Source organism: Mesobacillus sp. (genome assembly GCF_057785455.1).
Map to the genome: position 1 here is coordinate 1 of NZ_JBYNSB010000068.1, position 18,090 is coordinate 18,090.

The window sequence follows — 18,090 nt, forward strand, 5'->3', positions numbered from 1 at the left end:
AAAAACAGCAGGTGAATTGTTATAGAGAAGGTCGCCAAGACAATTCGTAAGGAAAAACAGCAGGTGAATTGTTATAGAGAGGATCCCCAAAACAATTCGTCACGAAAAATAGCGAGTGAATGGTTATAAGTAGGCCGCCAAGACCATTCAAAAAAAAATCCAAGTGAATAGATGCAGCTAAAATTATGATGAAAAAGTAATCTAATCATTAAATGCAGCCTCCATCCGGGCGTGGCGATTTTCAGAATAGTGCATATACTGTTGTAATCACAATTCACGACTCATCGTTGAGAGGATGGAGGAAATGGAAAAACGGAAGAAACCTAAGTTTAACATCGGTGATACAGTCGTGATCACTATTTATGGGACTGTGGGGAAAGTTACAGATGTAAAATGGCTGGATGGCCTTCATGTATATGAGATTAACAAGAGCGAGGGACTGTATTTGGAAACAAGTTTGCAGATGCTCTCTGAATATGATGGTAAATTGCTTGAAAAGGAGCAAATCGACATCGAATATAAATTTTTCTTCGGTGATTTAGTCCAGGTCAAAGGGTATGGGGGAGATTTATTTAAGGTCGTAGGCTTCAGGACAGAAATCTGGCGATATAAAGAGGATGCCTGGGAGGATGTCATTTATGAGCTCTCCAGAATAAAAGATGGGGAATGGCTTGAAGCTGGAGAAGAAGAATTGACACTCGTGGCAGATTCAGAGAGTGCAGATACCTTCATACAAAAGCTCGGGCTGCTGTTTTCGGCCAATAAAGAAGTTAAGCCATCGGTGAACCTTGAAAAAAAGGCTTCCCCGCCCAAATCTGGGGAGAAGGAAGAATTGCGGAAAATCCATCAAAAAAGGAACACCATTGATTCTCTCCTCGATATCTATAATGATTACCGAATCTTATATAAATGGTTCAATGACGAAGAATACGCCCATGTAATGAGGGTGATCCTCAGAAAGCTTTCGATTCTTGTTAACAATGACGGCAAAAGCCATGTTTAAAGCAAACCTTTAAATTGGATCACGACATAAAGCAGGAATGGCACACCAGCCATAAGAAGGGTCTTAAATAAGATATTTAACACCGAAGCGAAAAAGCCGAGTACAATACTATCATCCTTGTTCACATCTTCAACAAATACTTCAGCCAGGCTGCCTAATCTCTCCACAATGATCCATCTCCTTTATTATTATTTGTTTCATTCTATGCTTGTCCAAAATTGGTAGAACCTATAACAAAAAAATCCGGCAGTGCTTGGCATTATACAGGCATGCTTAACATAAATTTGAATAAAGGGGGGCGAATCTGTGAAAGAGATTGAGGTCTTTATTGATACTGAAGAAATAGCTGAATTTTTCTTTCATGAACTTGTAAAAAGGGGATACGTTCCCACAGAGGAAGAACTTGAAGAAATGGCGGATATTACTTTTGAATATCTGATAGAAAAATGCATCATTGATGAAGAAGAAGATTTGGAGTAGTCAATAGTTTAAGGCGGATTCGGAGACAGGAGGAATCCGCCTTATTTATTTCCCGTCTGTTACGGCGCAATAGGCACAAAAACTGGCTCAAAAAATAATTTCAAAACTGTGAAACTCACTTGAAAATATAACGTATATATTTATGGAAGATTATATTTTTTCTGGGAGGATACAAAAATGTCTTTTTTCAATAAAGTGTTTGCAAGTGTTGGAATTGGCTCGGCAAAGGTGGATACAAGGCTAGAGAAGGACAGAGTTATACCTGGCGAGGAAGTGCGGGGAATAGTCCAGGTTCGCGGGGGCAGCATTGAGCAGCAAATAGATGATATATACTTGAGCCTACATACAACGTATATTAAAGAATCAGATGATAAGAAATACACTGCGACAGCTCAGATTGACCGTTTCAGGCTGACGCAATCATTCCAGATCAAAGCAAATGAAACGAAAGAAATTCCTTTCACGTTCAGGCTGCCTTTGGAGATGCCGCTATCAATGGGAAGGACAAAAATATGGGTATCGACTGGGCTGGATATAAAGAACGCGGTCGATCCTTCAGACAAGGATTATTTGACCGTTCTCCCTAATCCATTAATGGAAGGTACCCTCAATGCTGTTTCTGACCTTGGTTTCCGTCTCAGGGAAGCAGAATGCGAACAGGCGCCAAGACATCTTCGCAGGAATTTGCCATTCGTGCAGGAATTTGAATTTGTTCCAGTTTCAGGCCCGTTCCGTGGAAGACTTGATGAACTGGAACTTGTATTTCACCCTAACAATGAAAATGAAATTGAAGTCCTTATGCAAGTTGACCGCCGTGCAAGAGGGCTGGGGGGCTTCTTATCAGAAGCGATGGGTATGGATGAAACCTATGTCCGCATGAATATACATGCCACAGACCTTCCTTCCCTGAAGCAAAAAATACAATCAGCAGTTGAGCGTTATTGCTAGAGGTTAATCTCAAATAAAAAATGACGACGATGAAGCCAAAACCTGCTTCATCGTCTTTTTTTGGATTTCTTCTTTTACGCCTTGCTTTTCCTGCCTGTTGCAGAATACTCTTTTCCATGCGCTTCTTGTTCAGCAACGATAGCCTCTGGAGGTATATGATTGTTTTTCTTCGGTGAATTGATTCGGTTGCGGTGTTTTTTTCCCAAAGTCCATTCTCCTTTATTGATGTATTGGATGCTCAAATCCTGAAAGAATTTTTTTGTAAACCTTTGGTAAAGCTATCTCTAGTTTTCCCCCGACAATAAAATGTCATGAATCTGAAGATTTTCCTGAGTAGCTATATTATGGTATAGTTTTTAGGTAGTACCCAATAGGATGGAGGATATTAGAATGAGTGTACATATTGGTGCAAAAGAAAATGAAATCGCAGAAACGGTATTGCTGCCAGGCGATCCTTTACGAGCTAAATATATTGCCGAAACATTTCTTGATAATGCCCAGCTATATAATGAAGTAAGAAATATGTTTGGCTATACAGGTACATATAAGGGTAAACGCATCTCTGTACAGGGTACAGGAATGGGAGTACCTTCAATTTCTATCTATATCAATGAATTGATGAATAGCTATAATGTCCAGAACCTGGTACGTGTTGGTACATGCGGGGCAATCCAGAAGGATGTGAAAGTCAGGGATGTAATCCTTGCCATGAGCTCCTCAACTGATTCACAAATGAACCGTATGACTTTTGGCGGAGTCGACTTCGCTCCTACAGCCAACTTCGATCTTTTGTACAAAGCCTACAATGCAGGCCTTGAAAAGGGCTTAAACCTTAAAGTAGGAAATGTATTTACGGCAGACCAGTTCTACAATGACAATGCTGAACTAGAAAAATGGGCCAAATACCAAATTCTGGCTGTAGAGATGGAAACAACTGCCCTCTATACTTTAGCAGCCAAGTATGACCGCAAAGCACTTTCGATCCTAACGGTGAGCGATCATATTCTCACTGGGGAAGAAACAAGTGCAGAAGAACGCCAGACAACTTTCAATGAAATGATTGAAGTAGCTCTTGAAGCCGTAATCAAAGAATAGGATTCCATGAAACCCTTTCCAAATTGGAAGGGGTTTTTTAAATGAGAGTAAACGTTTCTCGTTGAAATTAATATGTGTAAGTTATAGTGAGTCGTAGTGGAAGTTTAGCATCAGAACGATCAGGATATGATTGAAAGTATTCTTAATGGGAAAAAAGGCCATACGAAACTAATTTGAAAAATGTTAGAATAGTGGTATTGTCCAAGAAAGAGAAGATTGGTGGAAAACATGAAAAAAATAATCTTAATTTGCAGTATTCCTTTGTTATTGGCTGGATGTGCCCCAGTCGAAAACTATCTTGAAAAAATCCCGTACATTGGAGAAAAATTTGCAGATCGTGATCAGCCGCCGGCTGAAAAGATAAATCAGGATGAACAAGTGGAACAGCAAGAAAATAATACGGATTCAGATGACAATGCAGCGGACAAGCCTGAAGAAGACGAATTAACCCTGGAAGCAGCATATTTCAATGTGGTTCAGCAGGCAGATGGCAGGAATGTAATCCAAAATCCGCAAAATACTCTATCTCTTGTGAATAAAATATTCGGGCTTCCTTCTAACTATATTCCTGGTGATTTAGTAAGGCCTAATGTCCAGTTTTCATTCGGAGAGGAAAAGCTTGAAAAAAGCCTGATGAGAAAGGAAGCTGCCGACGCACTTGAAAAAATGTTTGTGGCAGCCAGAAATGAAGGAATCGACCTAGCCGCTGTTTCCGGATATCGTTCCTATGGGCGCCAGGATGTGCTTTTTAATGCTGAAGTTGAAAGAGTCGGTGAAGAAAAGGCACAGGAAGCTGTTGCTGTACCTGGATATAGTGAGCATCAGACCGGACTGACAATGGACATATCCAGCAAAAACAATAATTTCAATCTTGATGAAAGATTTGGATCGACTAAGGAAGGCGTTTGGCTTGCCCATAATGCACACAAATTTGGTTTTATCCAAAGATACCCAAAAGGCAAGGAAAGCGTCACTGGATATATGTACGAGCCCTGGCACTATCGATATGTCGGCATTGAGGCAGCTGAGGATATTTATAAGAATAAATGGACCCTGGAAGAATACTTCAATAACGTAAAGAAAATATAATACTCACAGAGCCTGGCCTGATTGGCAGGCTCTATTTTTCGATTAAGAAGTTTTGGAAAACACCTGAATGTAAAAAATAATTAAAGGCTCTTTATCTAACCCAGCAGTTAAAAATGTGTCATTCCTAACTGTTTTGTTCACAAAAAAGTGTAAAATAGCAAGGAAATCAGTATTCTTCGATTGATAAATATACTATACAGGGGTATAGTAATACTGAAGGTAACACATAATAGCCATTGAAACTAATTATCAAACAGCTACAAATAAAGCGGGGTGTGTACATGAAGGAACAAATGACGGTCGATATTACCGGTATGACATGTGCTTCTTGCTCCACCAGAATTGAAAAAATCCTAAATAAAATGGATGGGGTGGAAGCTACAGTAAATCTGGCTATGGAAAATGCTTCTGTCACATATGATCCAGATAAGCTGAAACCAGACGATATTTTTAATAAAATTAATGACCTGGGCTATGGCGTCAGAATCGATAAAGCGGATCTTGATGTATTTGGCATGACCTGTGCTGCCTGCTCAACAAGAATTGAAAAGGTCCTGAACAAGATGGACGGGATTTCAGCAGCCAATGTAAACCTTGCAACCGAATCTGCCACTGTAGAATTTAATAGTGCTGTTCTGTCTATTGATAAAATCATTGCCAAAATCCAGAACCTCGGTTATGACGCGAAGGAAAAGGCGCAGCGTGAAGCCAAGGCACAGCAAAAGGAAGAGGAAATCAACGCTAAAAAAAGAAAGTTAATTATTTCGGTCCTGCTATCCCTTCCGCTACTATATACAATGGTTGGTCACGCACCGTTTGAAACAGGCCTGCCAATGCCCGAGCTTTTGATGAATCCATGGTTCCAGCTGCTGCTTGCTACACCCGTCCAATTTTATATCGGCGCCCAGTTCTATATCGGCGCATATAAATCACTCAAGAATAAGAGTGCCAATATGGATGTTCTTGTCGCCCTCGGTACCTCAGCGGCATACTTTTACAGTCTGGCTGAGGCGATTAAGACAATCGGCAGCGCCCATTACCATCCACATCTTTATTTCGAAACAAGCGCTGTACTGATTACATTAATTCTCGTCGGGAAATTGTTTGAAGCTCTCGCCAAAGGGCGTACTACAGAAGCTATATCGAAATTATTAAGCCTTCAGGCGAAAGAAGCGACTGTTATCCGTGATGGCCAGGAAGTCAAGGTACCCATTGAAGAAGTGAAAGTCGATGACACCATTATTGTAAAGCCTGGAGAAAAAATACCGGTAGACGGCAAAGTCATCTCAGGACAATCTGCTGTAGATGAAGCGATGATTACTGGAGAATCGATTCCGGTTGAAAAGACGGCCGGAGATCCACTCATCGGAGCTACCATCAATAAAAATGGCCAGCTGACCATGGCGGCAACAAAGGTTGGCAAGGATACAGCCCTTGCGGGGATCATCAAGGTTGTTGAAGACGCTCAAGGAAGCAAGGCCCCGATTCAGCGTGTGGCGGATAAAATCTCAGGTGTTTTCGTTCCCATTGTCGTAGCGATTGCAGCAGTGACCTTCTTCATCTGGTATTTCGCTGTTACTCCCGGAGATTTTGCATCTGCGCTTGAGACAGCCATTGCTGTGCTTGTTATTGCCTGCCCGTGTGCACTGGGGCTTGCAACGCCTACTTCTATTATGGTTGGAACCGGAAAAGGGGCGGAAAATGGCATCCTCTTTAAAGGCGGAGAGCATTTGGAAACAACCCACAAAATTGATGCTATTGTTCTTGATAAAACGGGTACAATTACTAAAGGGAAGCCAAGTGTTACAGATCTTGAAATTTTTGGTAACGAAACAAAAGTCTTGCAATATCTTGTTTCGGCAGAAAAAGCGTCTGAGCATCCACTGGCAGAAGCGATTGTTGAATATGGCGAGAATAGAAAAATCGAAATTTTGCCGATTGAAAAGTTTTCGGCGATACCGGGCCATGGTATAGCTGCTATGTTAAATGGCGAAAGGGTAGTTGTAGGGACTAGAAAGCTGATGACCAAAGAGGGCATTGAGTTTTCACGGTATGACCAGAGACTTGAACAGCTGGAGTCTCAGGGTAAAACAGCGATGATGATTGCCATTGAAAATGAAATAAATGGCATTGTCGCAGTAGCAGATACAGTTAAAGAGACTGCTAAAGCTGCCATTGAGGAGTTAAAGGCTCTCGGCATTGAAGTTTATATGCTTACTGGTGATAATGCACGAACTGCAAAAGCAATTGCCTCTCAAGTCGGGGTGGAGAATGTGATTGCAGAAGTTCTTCCCGAAGAAAAAGCAAACCATGTTAAAGAGCTCCAATTAAAAGGCAAGAAGGTAGCAATGGTAGGCGATGGAATAAACGATGCTCCAGCACTTGCCCTGGCTGATATCGGAATCGCAATCGGAACAGGCACAGATGTTGCCATTGAGGCGGCAGATGTAACGATCCTAGGGGGAGAATTGACCCTGATACCAAAGGCGATCAGTTTAAGCAAGAAAACAATGCAAAACATACGCCAAAACCTGTTCTGGGCGCTGGCATATAACTCCGCTGGCATACCAGTTGCAGCTCTCGGACTCTTGGCCCCCTGGCTTGCAGGAGCAGCAATGGCGTTCAGTTCAGTATCTGTAGTGACTAATTCCCTTCGTTTGAAGCGGATTAAGTTATAAATTACAAAGAGAGAGGAAGATGAAAAATGGAAAAAACAACTTTAAAGGTTTCAGGAATGACTTGCGGCCACTGTGAAAAGGCAGTAAAAACTGCATTAATGAATGTAGAAGGTGTAGCAAGTGTTATTGTATCGCTTTCAGAAGGCACAGCTGAAGTTGAATATGATTCTGCAAAAGCTGAAGTGAACAAAATGAAAACTGCGGTAGAAGACCAAGGATATGACGTAGAATAGGGAATTAACAGCGGTGTGTTTCACCGCTGTTTTTTTATGCATAATAGACGATGCCTATTTTTCTGTTATTTTCATGATAAAAATGTTATCCTAATCATTAAGGATTTTAAGCTTGATTTGAAAGTGGTGAAAACGGTTGGATCAGGAAAAGATGAATGAAGAAAACAAAGAAGAAATAAGAGGTCCGGAAAAGCCAGCAGAGGCAGAGACCAAGAGCAGTTTTCTTCGGATAAAAAAGTTCCATTTTGCGATGCTGTTATTTTTTCTAGTCTTTTTAACAGCAGGCATTACCACCTTTGCACTGGCTTTCGGTGAGGACAAGCCGGCAGTGCAGGTAATCAGGGAAAGAGAAGAATTCGCAAAGCTGTATGATGCATATGATACTTTAAAAAATGAATATTACCAGGATGTAGACCAGGAAAAGCTGATAAACGGCGCAATTGATGGGATGATGGAATCTCTTGATGATCCATATTCCGATTATATGAGCCAGGACGATGCCAAGAATTTTCATCAAAGCCTTTCTTCATCTTTTGAAGGAATAGGTGCTGAAATTCAAGAAAGAGAAGGGAATATTGTTGTTGTTTCGCCATTGAAGGGCTCTCCTGCTGAAAAGGCTGGCTTGAAGCCAGAGGATAAAATACTTTCAGTCGACGGCAAGAGCCTTCAGGGCATGAGCTCTACAGAGGCTGTAGCATTGATACGCGGTGAAAAAGGAACAGATGTCAAGCTGTCAATCCTCCGTCAGGGAGCTGAACAGCCTGTTGATGTAACCATCACTCGTGATACAATCCCAATTGAAACGGTTTATGGTGAAATGCTGGAAGATGGAATCGCAAAAGTTCAAATTACGAACTTTTCCCAAAACACAGCAACCGAATTGGTGGACGTTCTGAACGACCTCCAAAAACAAGGCATGAAAGGCCTGGTTCTCGACTTAAGGCAGAATCCGGGCGGGTTGCTTGACCAGGCAATCAAAATTTCCAGCCTGTTCGTTCCAGAAGGGGAAATCCTCTTCAAAGTGGAAGATCGTAAAGGCAATGTAGAAGAATATGCTTCTGAGAATAAAAACAATAACAGCCTTCCTTTAGTTGTGGTAATAGATAAGGGAAGTGCCAGCGCATCTGAAATCCTGGCAGGAGCTGTCAGTGAATCAGCTGATGTACCGCTGGTAGGAGAAAAATCATTTGGCAAGGGAACTGTCCAAAGAGCAGAGGATTTTTCTGATGGTTCAAACATGAAGTTCACCACAGAAAAATGGCTTACCCCAGAAGGCAACTGGATTCATAAAAAGGGGATTGAACCTGATTATAAAGTTTCTTTACCTGATTATGCATCTCTGCCATTCATCGACCCTAATACCGAGCTGAAATTGTCGACGGCTTCAGAACAGGTGAAAGCTGCCCAAAAAATGCTAAAAGCATTAGGCTTTGATCCTGGACGGGAAGATGGTTTTTATGATGAAAAGACCAAGGCAGCAGTAATCCAATTCCAAAAATCATTGAAGCTTGAAGAGACAGGAACCCTAAAGGGAACTGCGACAATCGAATTGATGAATGCGCTGCGAGAAAAAATTAAGAACGATGATCCGCAGATCAAAAAAGCAGTTGAAGTTTTGAAGCAGGCAATGAATAAATAAAAAAAATCTCCAGCGGCAGCTGGAGATTTTCCATTACATCCATTAAATATAACGGGGAGTTTCAATATGAAAAAAACAGAGATATACATATTGTCAGGCTTTCTTGGAACTGGCAAGACTACATTATTAAAGCAAATTTTACAATATGAAAAAGCAAATGGGCGAATGATAGCTGTATTGATGAATGAGCTCGGCAGTATATCAATAGATTCTGATGCTGTTGAAACGGATGTACCTTTAAAGGAGCTATTGGGAGGTTGTATTTGCTGCACCATTCAGGACAAACTCGAATCCCAGCTGCAAGGCCTACTATTTGAGCACGATCTCGACGCGATCTATATTGAAACGACAGGGGCTGCACACCCCGTGGAAGTGCTGGATGCCGTGCTTTCCCCTCTATTTGCTGACAAGCTTTCCGTTAAGGGAATCATCACAACAGTAGATGGGACGATGTGGTTAAACAGGACATCCTTCAATCCACAAATTCAGCAGCTGCTGCTGGAACAGGTCAAGCATGCTGATATCGTCCTCGTGAATAAATCAGATATGCTTAGTGATGCTGAACAGGCAAAAGTGAGCATCGATATCCAGGGTCTAAATCCCGCTGCGAAGTGCCTTCTAAGCTCCTATTCAAAAATGCCAATGAATTTGCTGAAGGATATGTCTTCTTCAAAAAAGCTGAACAAGTTAGAAACACATGTTAAAACAGATTTAAGGCTAAGCACCTATGTCCATCAATTCAAAGGTCCGGTTGGACAGGAATTGTTTGAGGATTTCTTACGGTCACTTCCTGATTCTATATACCGGATTAAAGGGTATGTCCAGTTCAGCAGTTCAGAATATCCGGACCTATTCCAATATTCTTATGGAATGCCGCTTTATATGAAGGAGTACATGAAGATGCCGCTGAATCTTGTCTTTATCGGGCAGGTAACTGATTGGGAACAAATCAGCGAGCAACTGCTCCATTTAGAAGGTTAAAGCAGTTTTAAAATCCAGCAGCAGGGTATAAATCAGTATCATTCATGGAAAGGAATGAGTCATATGCCATGGACAAAAAATGATTATCCTGTTTCAATGAAAAATCTGGATCCTGCAGTGCGTGACAAAGCGATTGAAATCGCGAACGCACTTGTAACAGAAGAACACTATGATGATGGTAAAGCAATTCCTATTGCAATTGACAAAGCAAAGGAATATGTTGCGAACCACAACAATGACTAGAACAGTGCCCAGCTATAAGCTGGGCATTTTTTTGTTTTCATACTGCATAGCATGACGCTAAAAAGCAAAAACTTTCATGTACACTTTTCGAGGACAAAGTTTGAATCACTAACCGAACTTCGAATAGACCATAAAAAAGAGTTGAGTTAAATGATAAATATCAGGACGATTTTTATAATATGCATAATCGTTTTTTCAACCAGTGTGGATACGTATGCAAAAAAACAGGCTCCTAATACAACGGTAAAAATGATGCAATGGGAAGAAGTAAATGAAGCTCTGCCTAAATACAGCAAATTTACTGTAGTGGATTTGGAAACTGGAATGAAATTCAAGGTCCAGAGAAGGGCTGGCAGCAACCATGCGGACGTTCAGCCTTTGACTCCAGAGGACACCAAAATTATGAAAAGTATCTATAATGGTTCTTGGAGCTGGAAACGGCGCGCCATAATTGTCGTTTCTGACAAGCAGAAAATTGCAGCGTCAATGCACGGAATGCCGCATGGAGCTGGAGCGTTAAAAAATAATTTTCCCGGGCATTTCTGCATCCATTTTTATGGAAGTACAACCCACAGGACGAATTTCATGGACTTGTCACATAAACTCATGATCTTAAAAGCGGCGGGCCGCCTGGAAGCTTATCTTGAAGGTACAGACCCATACGATCTTGTAAACGCATATATCGCAGGAATAAAACAGCAGGACCCAAAAATTCTTTCGTATATCTCCCTCCAGGAGATAAATTGGGACAGTCTTCTCTACAAGGTGGATAACATCAGTATCTCTAGAATGGAAATATTGCCGCCAGAGGATATTACCGATGAGCTGATCCTGACTGTACCTGTTGAAGTTAACATGCTAATCAAAGGGGCAGGAGGCCGGCGTTTCTCCGGTAATATAAAACTCGTGAGATTCATGCCGAATGAGCAATGGAGAGTGGATTCCGTGCAGTTTCTTCGAGAAAATAGTATAAGGATAGAGGAATGAATGAAAAAAAAGCTTGAGGAATCTCAAGCTTTTTTTCATGATTTTCAATTTGCGGATTAATGCTCACCGAATTTCGCAAAGGTTTTTTCATCTTCAACCAATCCGCATGCAGCACACTGTATTTTCTGCTCCGGCCCCCGATAGGGTAAATGGAAGGGTTCCAGCTGCTCACTTGTATATTGCTCAACGACTTCACCAGTTTGCGGATTTAGTTTTACCGCCTGGGGGACTTGGGAAATAATATTGAATCTGGTGCGATTTGTTTTGCAATTCGGGCATCGATATGGTGTACTCAAGTAATATCCTCCTTTATTGATAATCTAAATCCCCGCTAGATGCTTGTGTCCGGCGCGGAATCGGCAGAAGAGATTAGCGACTGCCGTGAATTTACTGTTTATGTTTTGCAATGTGATTAGTAAATATGTAAATATTACTATGGGGTAAAAATTATCATGAGGTGAAGGTGGAAAGCATGGATTATGGAAACTTATTGAAGGAATATCGAGAAATATGGAATAACCGCAGGCTGGAGTCTGAAGAAAATCCTGAAGGAACACTCGCAGAGGCGATTGCGAGGGAATTGAAAGACGAAAATACGCATCCCAGAGCAAGAAGAACAGTTTTAGAAAAATATTTTCTGGCAAGTAAAAGAATTATTGAATCATCCATTTCTAACGAGAGCAAGGTACTGTTGATAAAAATGCATAATGACATGACCGAAAAGATAAAGGATAGTCAGCAGGATTTTTAAGTGATGTATTTGCACCTTGGATTACAAAAAGAACAGTCCTAAGCACCAAAATGATAAGAACCGTAGAAGTTCAAATATAATTGTTAGGCAATGCTTTTTATCTATAATAAAAATCTCTGTTAAACAAGGCTGTCGATTTTCGTTCCAGGCGCTTCGCTTTCCTCGGGGCGTGCGCTGAGCCTCCTCGTCGCTCCGCTTCTGCGGGGTCTCATCTGCCCGCTAAATCCCGAAGGAGTCTGCGCGCCTGGAACGAAGAGCAACAGGGATTAAAAATCAACATTCGGCAGTAACAGAGCCATAATAAAAAATAAAAAGGAAGTAAAAAAAAGAGTTTAATACACTTGCATTTATACCCCTAATGGTATATCATTGTTAATGTAAGTTATCTAGTTCATTAATGAACAAGTTCAAACAAGAGGTGGAAAAATAATTGCTAACTGGTTTAATCATCGTTCTCTTTTTTGTCACCTTGTTTTTTCAGCGGTATGTACCTGTAAGGGATGTGCCAGCAATAAATGATACGGTGAATGATGCCGTATTAGTAGATCTCAGAGATTATCAGGAATCCTCGAATAATCCTGTAAATGGAGCCATTAATATACCATGCGGTTATTTGAAAAGATACATTGCTGAAATTCCTGATGAACAGATTGTCATCATTGCCTCCAGTGAAGTAGAAAAAAATTTTGGTGCAAGACTCCTAAAAAAATACGGATTCAATGTAAAAGGATATACAATTACAGGACCAGCACAATAGGAGGGCCGAAAATGGAGTACAATAAAGAGGTAATTAACCGATTGAAAAGAATTGAGGGACAGGTTAGAGGAAGCATTCGCCTGATTGAAGAGCAGGATGAGTGTAAGTCAGTCGTAACCCAGCTCTCTGCTATCCGTTCAGCAGTCGATCGGGCAATAGCCTTAATTGTCAGCAAAAACCTTGAACAATGCCTTATCAATGATTTACAGGATGGCAGGGAAACTTCCCAGGCAGTAAATGAGGCAGTAGAATTACTTGTCAAGAGCAGGAAATAATATACCGCTGCAAATCTTGACAAGTTGTTTTTTGTCACTTAGAATACCCTTATGGGTATAATTGTTCCGCTTAGTACGGCAATTTTATAAATGAAAAAGAGGTGTGAATGAATGGATATAGTTATTAATGTATTGATTGTAGTGCTGGCTGTAGCCTTCTTATGGACAAGGCTAGCTCCAACAAAAGGAGTAAGTAATATCACGACCGCTGAGCTTCGCGAAAAAATGAAAACAAAGCAGTCTGGAACTCAATTCATAGATGTGCGAACTCCTGGTGAGTACAAAGGTAATTATATTAAAGGTTTTAAAAATATTCCTTTGCAGCAATTAGCCAGCAAAACTGGAGAATTAACAAAGGATAAAGAAGTTGTTGTGATTTGCCAGAGTGGCATGCGCAGCAGCCAGGCAGCCAAGCTGCTGAAAAAAGCAGGATTCAATAATATTACAAACGTTAAGGGCGGAATGAGCGCCTGGTAATGATGAAGGAGGAAATTATAATGAAACAAATGACACCTGCAGAAGTACAGAATGGACTTGGTAAAAATGAATTTGAAGTAATCGATGTTCGTGAAGTGAGCGAAGTGGCTGAAGGGAAAATTCCAGGAGCAATTCATATCCCGCTTGGCCTTCTTGAGTTCAGAATGAATGAGCTGGACAAAAATAAGACCTATGTAATGGTATGCCGCTCAGGCGGTAGAAGCTCTAGAGCCACGCAGTTCCTTGAGTATCAAGGCTACAATGTGATCAACATGCAGGGCGGCATGATGTCCTGGCAGGGACCAACCGAATAATAACCTAGAGACAGCATTTACTGCTGTCTCTATTTCTATTTGTACTTTTATATTATCCATTGTAAAATAAATAAAAGAAAGAAAATTTAGGCATTTTGTAAAAGGAGGCATTCTAATGTCAGCATTAAGCCATGTAGAGTTAGAACTTCTTCAAAAAGATGCAGATTTCGACAGTATTTTAGATGTGTTATTAAAAGGGTGCTGGATAGAGGAACGGGATTGTGAAACAGGGCTTCATCAAAATGCGATTCAGTTTTCGGGCGGTTTGCACGACTCTTTTTTTAAGGTCATTATGGATGGTCCCCTGTTGATCCTCGAATCGGATAGCCCGTGGGAATTAGAAGTCCTGACCGCGGAATTAAAAGAAATTGCAGTGAAAAAACACTCTCTTGTCAATACTTGATACATACAGAAAGCTTGCCAATAGGCGAGCTTTTTTTGTCCTGAGTTTCTTGCAGTATGGCACGATTTCATAGATTTATCACAAATTAGAGATATAATGATGTGAGATAATAGTGAAAGAGAAGGAGACGATAATGAAATTGAAAAAAATGCTTATCATGATAGCTTTCACTACGTTTTTAGCAGCGTGTTCCTTAAAAACATTTGAACCGATCCCGGTCAATTCATCTGTGGTTTCGACGATAAATATCAAAGATATGTCCGTATCATTTTATGATATTGATAAAGGAAAGAAGCTTCCCGATTGGGCCGTGGAACGTCCTTACATAGGAGGCATCATACTGCCGGATAAGGATACCTTCCTGCTTTATGGGAATACGATTGAAACCGCAGATCTTTATTCTTTAAGCAAAGGCAAGAAGATTGGTGAGTGGAATACTGGTGAAGGGATCATTAACGGACTGATTGTCAGTAACGGAAAAGAAATCGCTTTTGCTGATCAGGATAGGAACAGCATTCGTTTTTTTAACATGAACGGAAAAGAAACCAAAGAGATCAAGACAGAAGCAGAACCGCTTACGTTGCTTGAGGCAAAAAATGAACATAAGCTCTATGTAACCAGCTTCAATCATAAGCAGTTAAGCTTAATCGATCTAAACAATAAAGAAAAGCTTCCGGGATTCGAGATTCATACAGCTGCTGCTGGTGCATTGTTGAACATTGAAAAGGAAGAGCTGTGGATTGGCGGACACGGTGAGGGTTCAACGGTGGAAGAGCGTATCCATGTATATGATTTGAACAGCGGCAAACTAAAAAAGGAAATCGCCGCACCGGTTATGCCGGTAAACTTTCTCATGGACAAAGAAAATATTTATGTGCTTAGCCACGGATCAAATATGCTGTATAAATTAAATCTTGAGGGTGAGAAAAAAGGATCCATTAAAGTTGGTGCTAACCCTTTTGAAATAGAAGCTTTCAACGGAAAGCTGATTATCGCCGGCTATGACAGCAATGATTTATTTATAGTAGAGCCGGAACATTTAAAGATTGAAAAAACAATAAATGTCGGAAAAGGTCCTTTTCAAATAGTGACAAGGGAGAGATAAGGGATGAATCCCATTAATGTTTTGATAATTGACGATGAAGAAGACATGCGGAACCTTTTGCAGATGTACCTTGAAAATTCAGGTTTCAGCTGCACACACGCTGCTAACGGTGATGAAGGGTTAAAGATTTTGCAGGCACAAAATTTCGATTTTGTCATATTGGATATTATGATGCCATTTGAGGATGGGTTTTCTGTGTGCGGAAAAATCCGAAATTTTTCTCCAGTTCCGATCATCTTTTTATCAGCAAAAGGGGAAGAATGGGATAAAGTAAAAGGACTTCAGCTTGGCGGGGATGATTATATTGTTAAACCATTCAGTCCTGGCGAGCTGGTGGCGAGAATTAATGCTGTTCTTAGGCGGACCTCACCTTCCAGGAGTGATGAAAATCAAATTGTCCTGGGGAAAATCATGATAGATAAAAATGGTCGTAGGGTAAGTGTTGATGGAGAAAACGTGCCACTCACCCTTAAGGAGTTTGAGCTGCTTGTTTATCTTATCTCGCATCAGGGGTATGCCCTTAGCAGGGAACAGCTCCTGGAATCTGTATGGGGCATGGACTACCAGGGAAGCCTCAGGACAGTGGATACCCATATTAAAACCCTGCGCATGAAACTTGGAACTGGTGATTATATTCAAACAATATGGGGCGTCGGCTATAAATTCGAGGTGCCTGGTCCATGACATCTTTTTCAGATAGCCTGTTTAAAAAGCTATGGCTGACTGTAACAGCTGCAATTCTCATTACTATCTTATATTCTTTTTTGTTGTCGTATCTATTTTACGAAAAGCTGTATGTGGATATAGTTGAAGAATCGCTGATAGAGGAAGGGAACAGGCTCGCCGGCGATTATGCCGGAGGCCCGTTGACAGAGGATCTTAAGGAAAAAGTTTCCTGGTACAATGAGAAATCAGAATCAGAAGTCTTTCTGGTCAGCAATCCAAAAGAACTAAGCGCCTGTCTTCCTTATGCAATTGATTATGAAACTTTGATCGGTAAAGAAGAAAGGGAACAGCTTCTTTTGGGAGAGCCTGTCCTGAAGTCCGGCTATGAAGAACGGTTCGACAGGAAAATCCTTTCTGCGGCAATCCCTCTTCTGGATGATAGGCGGCTTGAAGGTATTATCTATCTCTATGTCCCCCTCGCAAAAATATCTGAATTGACTGTAGACTTTTCATTTCTGTGGCTTGCCGGTGGAATTGCTTTTATCATAATTGCAGCATTCTTAGGTTTCAAGATGCTCCATAAACTGATGAGGCCCATCGCTGCCATGAGGGAAGCTGCTGAGAAAGTATCAAAAGGTGATTATTCTGCAAGAGTAGAAATTCAGTCAAAGGATGAAATTGGACAGCTGGCAAACACCTTTAACCATATGTCAGAATCGATTCAAAGAGAAGATGAAAAGAAGCGTGAATTCCTCGCTGATGTGTCCCATGAACTGCGTACGCCTATAAGCTACATCAAAGGATACAGTGAAGCCCTGGAAACGGGTTTGGTTAAAAATCCCGATGAGCAGGGAAAGTATTTGAGGCTGATCAATCGAGAGGCAGGCAGAATGACGAAAATCGTTGCCGACCTGCTTGATTTATCGAGATTGGATGCAGATGAATATTCACTTATGAAAAGCCCGATTGCCCTGTCTCAATTATTAGAGGATTTCATTTTTAAATATGAAACCATCTTAAAGGAAAAGAAGATCTCATTATTGCTTCAACTTGACGCTAATATTATCATTAATGGAGATGAAGGAAGGCTCGAGCAAATCTTCCAGAACATTATCGATAATGCTATCCGCTATACTGATGAGGGCGGTGAAATTTCAATAAGCCTTTCCAAGCATTCATATGGCAGTCTTGTTGAGATTCATGACACCGGGATCGGAATTCCGGAAGAAGATATAGAGAAACTTACGGAGCGCTTCTATAGAGTGAACAAGGCAAGATCCCGGTCTGATGGAGGAACAGGACTCGGGCTGGCAATAACAGCCAAATTAGTCAAGCTTCATGATGGGAAGATGGAGATTCAAAGCAAGCTTGGAGAAGGCACGAATGTAAAAGTCTTTTTTCCGACAGTTGACTTATAAAAGGATGAAATGAAGATTCTTGTTTCAAAATGTTTAAATTCCGTTTAAGGAGAGTTTTAATGAAAAGATTTAATATCATGCTGATGATTTTATTTTTGGGCTTCATATCTGCTGCCTGTGCACAAAAGGATGGTGAAGAAGAGCCGCAATTTTTAGATGTACAGCTAACAGCTACACCGGAAAAAGCGAAGCCTGGTGAGGAAATTAGTTTTGAGGCTAAAGTAACCTATGGTTCTGAAATGGTAGAGGATGCGGATGAGGTTAAATTCGAAATTTGGCGTTCCCAAGCTGAGGAACATGAAAAGATCGTCATTCAGCATGATGAAGATGGTATTTATAGGCTGAAAAAGTCATTTTCTGAAGAAGGAACATACTATATCATTTCTCATGTAACTGCACGAAGCATGCACAATATGCCCAAAATAGAATTTGTAGTGGGCAATCCAAGTGAACCAGAAACTGATTCTGCAAATAATATGGAAGAAATGAATATGGAAAACAGTGACGAGGGACATAATGATCATTAAAAAGCAGCCATATGGCTGCTT

Annotated in this window: 24 protein-coding genes; 21 read left to right on the top strand and 3 right to left on the bottom strand. The window is 40.9% G+C overall.

Annotated elements, in window-relative coordinates:
• Nucleotides 1-304 precede the first annotated feature (304 nt).
• A complete protein-coding gene (locus tag AC3EBE_RS24755) occupies nucleotides 305-1,003 on the top strand; it encodes a hypothetical protein (protein WP_488597692.1) in 699 nt (232 codons plus the stop codon).
• Here the strand turns inward: AC3EBE_RS24755 and AC3EBE_RS24760 are convergent.
• On the bottom strand, nucleotides 1,000-1,170 hold the full coding sequence (locus tag AC3EBE_RS24760) for a hypothetical protein (RefSeq protein ID WP_488597693.1): 171 nt from the start codon (nucleotides 1,168-1,170) through the stop codon (nucleotides 1,000-1,002). The two genes, AC3EBE_RS24755 and AC3EBE_RS24760, sit on opposite strands and share 4 nt — an antisense overlap.
• Before the next feature lie 139 nt (nucleotides 1,171-1,309).
• Between AC3EBE_RS24760 and AC3EBE_RS24765 the strand changes: the two genes are divergently transcribed.
• Together AC3EBE_RS24765 and AC3EBE_RS24770 are read left to right on the top strand one after the other, a co-directional pair.
• Nucleotides 1,310-1,483 carry a YozD family protein gene (locus tag AC3EBE_RS24765; protein ID WP_488597694.1) on the top strand — a complete coding sequence of 58 codons (174 nt, stop codon included), beginning with the start codon at nucleotides 1,310-1,312 and terminating at the stop codon, nucleotides 1,481-1,483.
• Between the two features lie 177 nt (nucleotides 1,484-1,660).
• On the top strand, nucleotides 1,661-2,431 hold the full coding sequence (locus AC3EBE_RS24770) for a sporulation protein (RefSeq protein ID WP_488597695.1): 771 nt from the start codon (nucleotides 1,661-1,663) through the stop codon (nucleotides 2,429-2,431).
• Between the two features lie 74 nt (nucleotides 2,432-2,505).
• Here the strand turns inward: AC3EBE_RS24770 and AC3EBE_RS24775 are convergent, their stop codons facing one another.
• Nucleotides 2,506-2,637 (bottom strand): hypothetical protein, encoded by a 132-nt coding sequence (locus AC3EBE_RS24775; protein ID WP_488597696.1) that lies wholly within the window; start codon nucleotides 2,635-2,637, stop codon nucleotides 2,506-2,508.
• Nucleotides 2,638-2,821: 184 nt separating this feature from the next.
• Between AC3EBE_RS24775 and deoD the strand changes: the two genes are divergently transcribed.
• The 8 genes from deoD (at nucleotide 2,822) to AC3EBE_RS24815 (ending at nucleotide 11,376) form a co-directional block, all read left to right on the top strand.
• Nucleotides 2,822-3,526: a purine-nucleoside phosphorylase gene (gene deoD, locus AC3EBE_RS24780; protein ID WP_488597697.1), complete on the top strand. Its 705-nt coding sequence runs from the start codon at nucleotides 2,822-2,824 to the stop codon at nucleotides 3,524-3,526.
• Nucleotides 3,527-3,754: 228 nt separating this feature from the next.
• Complete coding sequence (locus AC3EBE_RS24785; RefSeq protein WP_488597698.1) at nucleotides 3,755-4,615, top strand: M15 family metallopeptidase; 861 nt, start codon at nucleotides 3,755-3,757, stop codon at nucleotides 4,613-4,615.
• Between the two features lie 281 nt (nucleotides 4,616-4,896).
• Nucleotides 4,897-7,293, top strand: a complete 2,397-nt coding sequence (locus AC3EBE_RS24790; RefSeq protein ID WP_488597699.1) for a heavy metal translocating P-type ATPase — start codon at nucleotides 4,897-4,899, stop codon at nucleotides 7,291-7,293.
• Nucleotides 7,294-7,319: 26 nt separating this feature from the next.
• Nucleotides 7,320-7,526 carry a copper chaperone CopZ gene (copZ, locus tag AC3EBE_RS24795; RefSeq protein WP_488597700.1) on the top strand — a complete coding sequence of 69 codons (207 nt, stop codon included), beginning with the start codon at nucleotides 7,320-7,322 and terminating at the stop codon, nucleotides 7,524-7,526.
• 151 nt (nucleotides 7,527-7,677) lie between these two features.
• The gene (locus AC3EBE_RS24800) at nucleotides 7,678-9,165 is read left to right on the top strand and encodes a lmo1851 family serine protease (protein WP_488597732.1); all 1,488 of its coding nucleotides are present in this window, start codon (nucleotides 7,678-7,680) and stop codon (nucleotides 9,163-9,165) included.
• Between the two features lie 66 nt (nucleotides 9,166-9,231).
• Nucleotides 9,232-10,146 carry a CobW family GTP-binding protein gene (locus AC3EBE_RS24805; RefSeq protein ID WP_488597701.1) on the top strand — a complete coding sequence of 305 codons (915 nt, stop codon included), beginning with the start codon at nucleotides 9,232-9,234 and terminating at the stop codon, nucleotides 10,144-10,146.
• Between the two features lie 63 nt (nucleotides 10,147-10,209).
• Nucleotides 10,210-10,389 (top strand): DUF2188 domain-containing protein, encoded by a 180-nt coding sequence (locus tag AC3EBE_RS24810; RefSeq protein ID WP_488597702.1) that lies wholly within the window; start codon nucleotides 10,210-10,212, stop codon nucleotides 10,387-10,389.
• Nucleotides 10,390-10,539: 150 nt separating this feature from the next.
• Entirely contained in the window at nucleotides 10,540-11,376 is an 837-nt protein-coding gene (locus AC3EBE_RS24815; RefSeq protein WP_488597703.1) for a hypothetical protein, read from the top strand.
• Between the two features lie 56 nt (nucleotides 11,377-11,432).
• Here the strand turns inward: AC3EBE_RS24815 and AC3EBE_RS24820 are convergent, their stop codons facing one another.
• Complete coding sequence (locus tag AC3EBE_RS24820) at nucleotides 11,433-11,672, bottom strand: DNA alkylation repair protein (RefSeq protein WP_488597704.1); 240 nt, start codon at nucleotides 11,670-11,672, stop codon at nucleotides 11,433-11,435.
• Between the two features lie 176 nt (nucleotides 11,673-11,848).
• On the opposite strand from AC3EBE_RS24820, the gene AC3EBE_RS24825 reads away from it, so the two are divergent.
• From AC3EBE_RS24825 to AC3EBE_RS24870, 10 genes are all read left to right on the top strand, one after another.
• A complete protein-coding gene (locus tag AC3EBE_RS24825; RefSeq protein ID WP_488597705.1) occupies nucleotides 11,849-12,127 on the top strand; it encodes a hypothetical protein in 279 nt (92 codons plus the stop codon).
• Between the two features lie 430 nt (nucleotides 12,128-12,557).
• Nucleotides 12,558-12,884 carry a rhodanese-like domain-containing protein gene (locus AC3EBE_RS24830; RefSeq protein WP_488597706.1) on the top strand — a complete coding sequence of 109 codons (327 nt, stop codon included), beginning with the start codon at nucleotides 12,558-12,560 and terminating at the stop codon, nucleotides 12,882-12,884.
• Nucleotides 12,885-12,895: 11 nt separating this feature from the next.
• Nucleotides 12,896-13,159, top strand: coding sequence for a metal-sensitive transcriptional regulator (locus AC3EBE_RS24835; RefSeq protein WP_488597707.1), 264 nt, complete (start codon nucleotides 12,896-12,898; stop codon nucleotides 13,157-13,159).
• A gap of 111 nt (nucleotides 13,160-13,270) precedes the next feature.
• Entirely contained in the window at nucleotides 13,271-13,636 is a 366-nt protein-coding gene (locus AC3EBE_RS24840) for a rhodanese-like domain-containing protein (RefSeq protein ID WP_488597708.1), read from the top strand.
• A gap of 20 nt (nucleotides 13,637-13,656) precedes the next feature.
• Nucleotides 13,657-13,950, top strand: coding sequence for a rhodanese-like domain-containing protein (locus AC3EBE_RS24845; RefSeq protein WP_488597709.1), 294 nt, complete (start codon nucleotides 13,657-13,659; stop codon nucleotides 13,948-13,950).
• A 115-nt stretch (nucleotides 13,951-14,065) separates the two neighbouring features.
• Entirely contained in the window at nucleotides 14,066-14,353 is a 288-nt protein-coding gene (locus AC3EBE_RS24850) for a hypothetical protein (RefSeq protein ID WP_488597710.1), read from the top strand.
• 133 nt (nucleotides 14,354-14,486) lie between these two features.
• Nucleotides 14,487-15,458, top strand: coding sequence for a YncE family protein (locus AC3EBE_RS24855; protein ID WP_488597711.1), 972 nt, complete (start codon nucleotides 14,487-14,489; stop codon nucleotides 15,456-15,458).
• A gap of 3 nt (nucleotides 15,459-15,461) precedes the next feature.
• Nucleotides 15,462-16,142, top strand: coding sequence for a response regulator transcription factor (locus AC3EBE_RS24860; protein ID WP_488597712.1), 681 nt, complete (start codon nucleotides 15,462-15,464; stop codon nucleotides 16,140-16,142).
• Nucleotides 16,139-17,542, top strand: a complete 1,404-nt coding sequence (locus tag AC3EBE_RS24865; RefSeq protein WP_488597713.1) for a sensor histidine kinase — start codon at nucleotides 16,139-16,141, stop codon at nucleotides 17,540-17,542. The genes AC3EBE_RS24860 and AC3EBE_RS24865 overlap by 4 nt, the downstream gene beginning before the upstream one ends.
• A 59-nt stretch (nucleotides 17,543-17,601) precedes the next feature.
• Nucleotides 17,602-18,069 (top strand): FixH family protein, encoded by a 468-nt coding sequence (locus tag AC3EBE_RS24870; protein WP_488597714.1) that lies wholly within the window; start codon nucleotides 17,602-17,604, stop codon nucleotides 18,067-18,069.
• The last annotated feature ends 21 nt before the right edge of the window (nucleotides 18,070-18,090 follow it).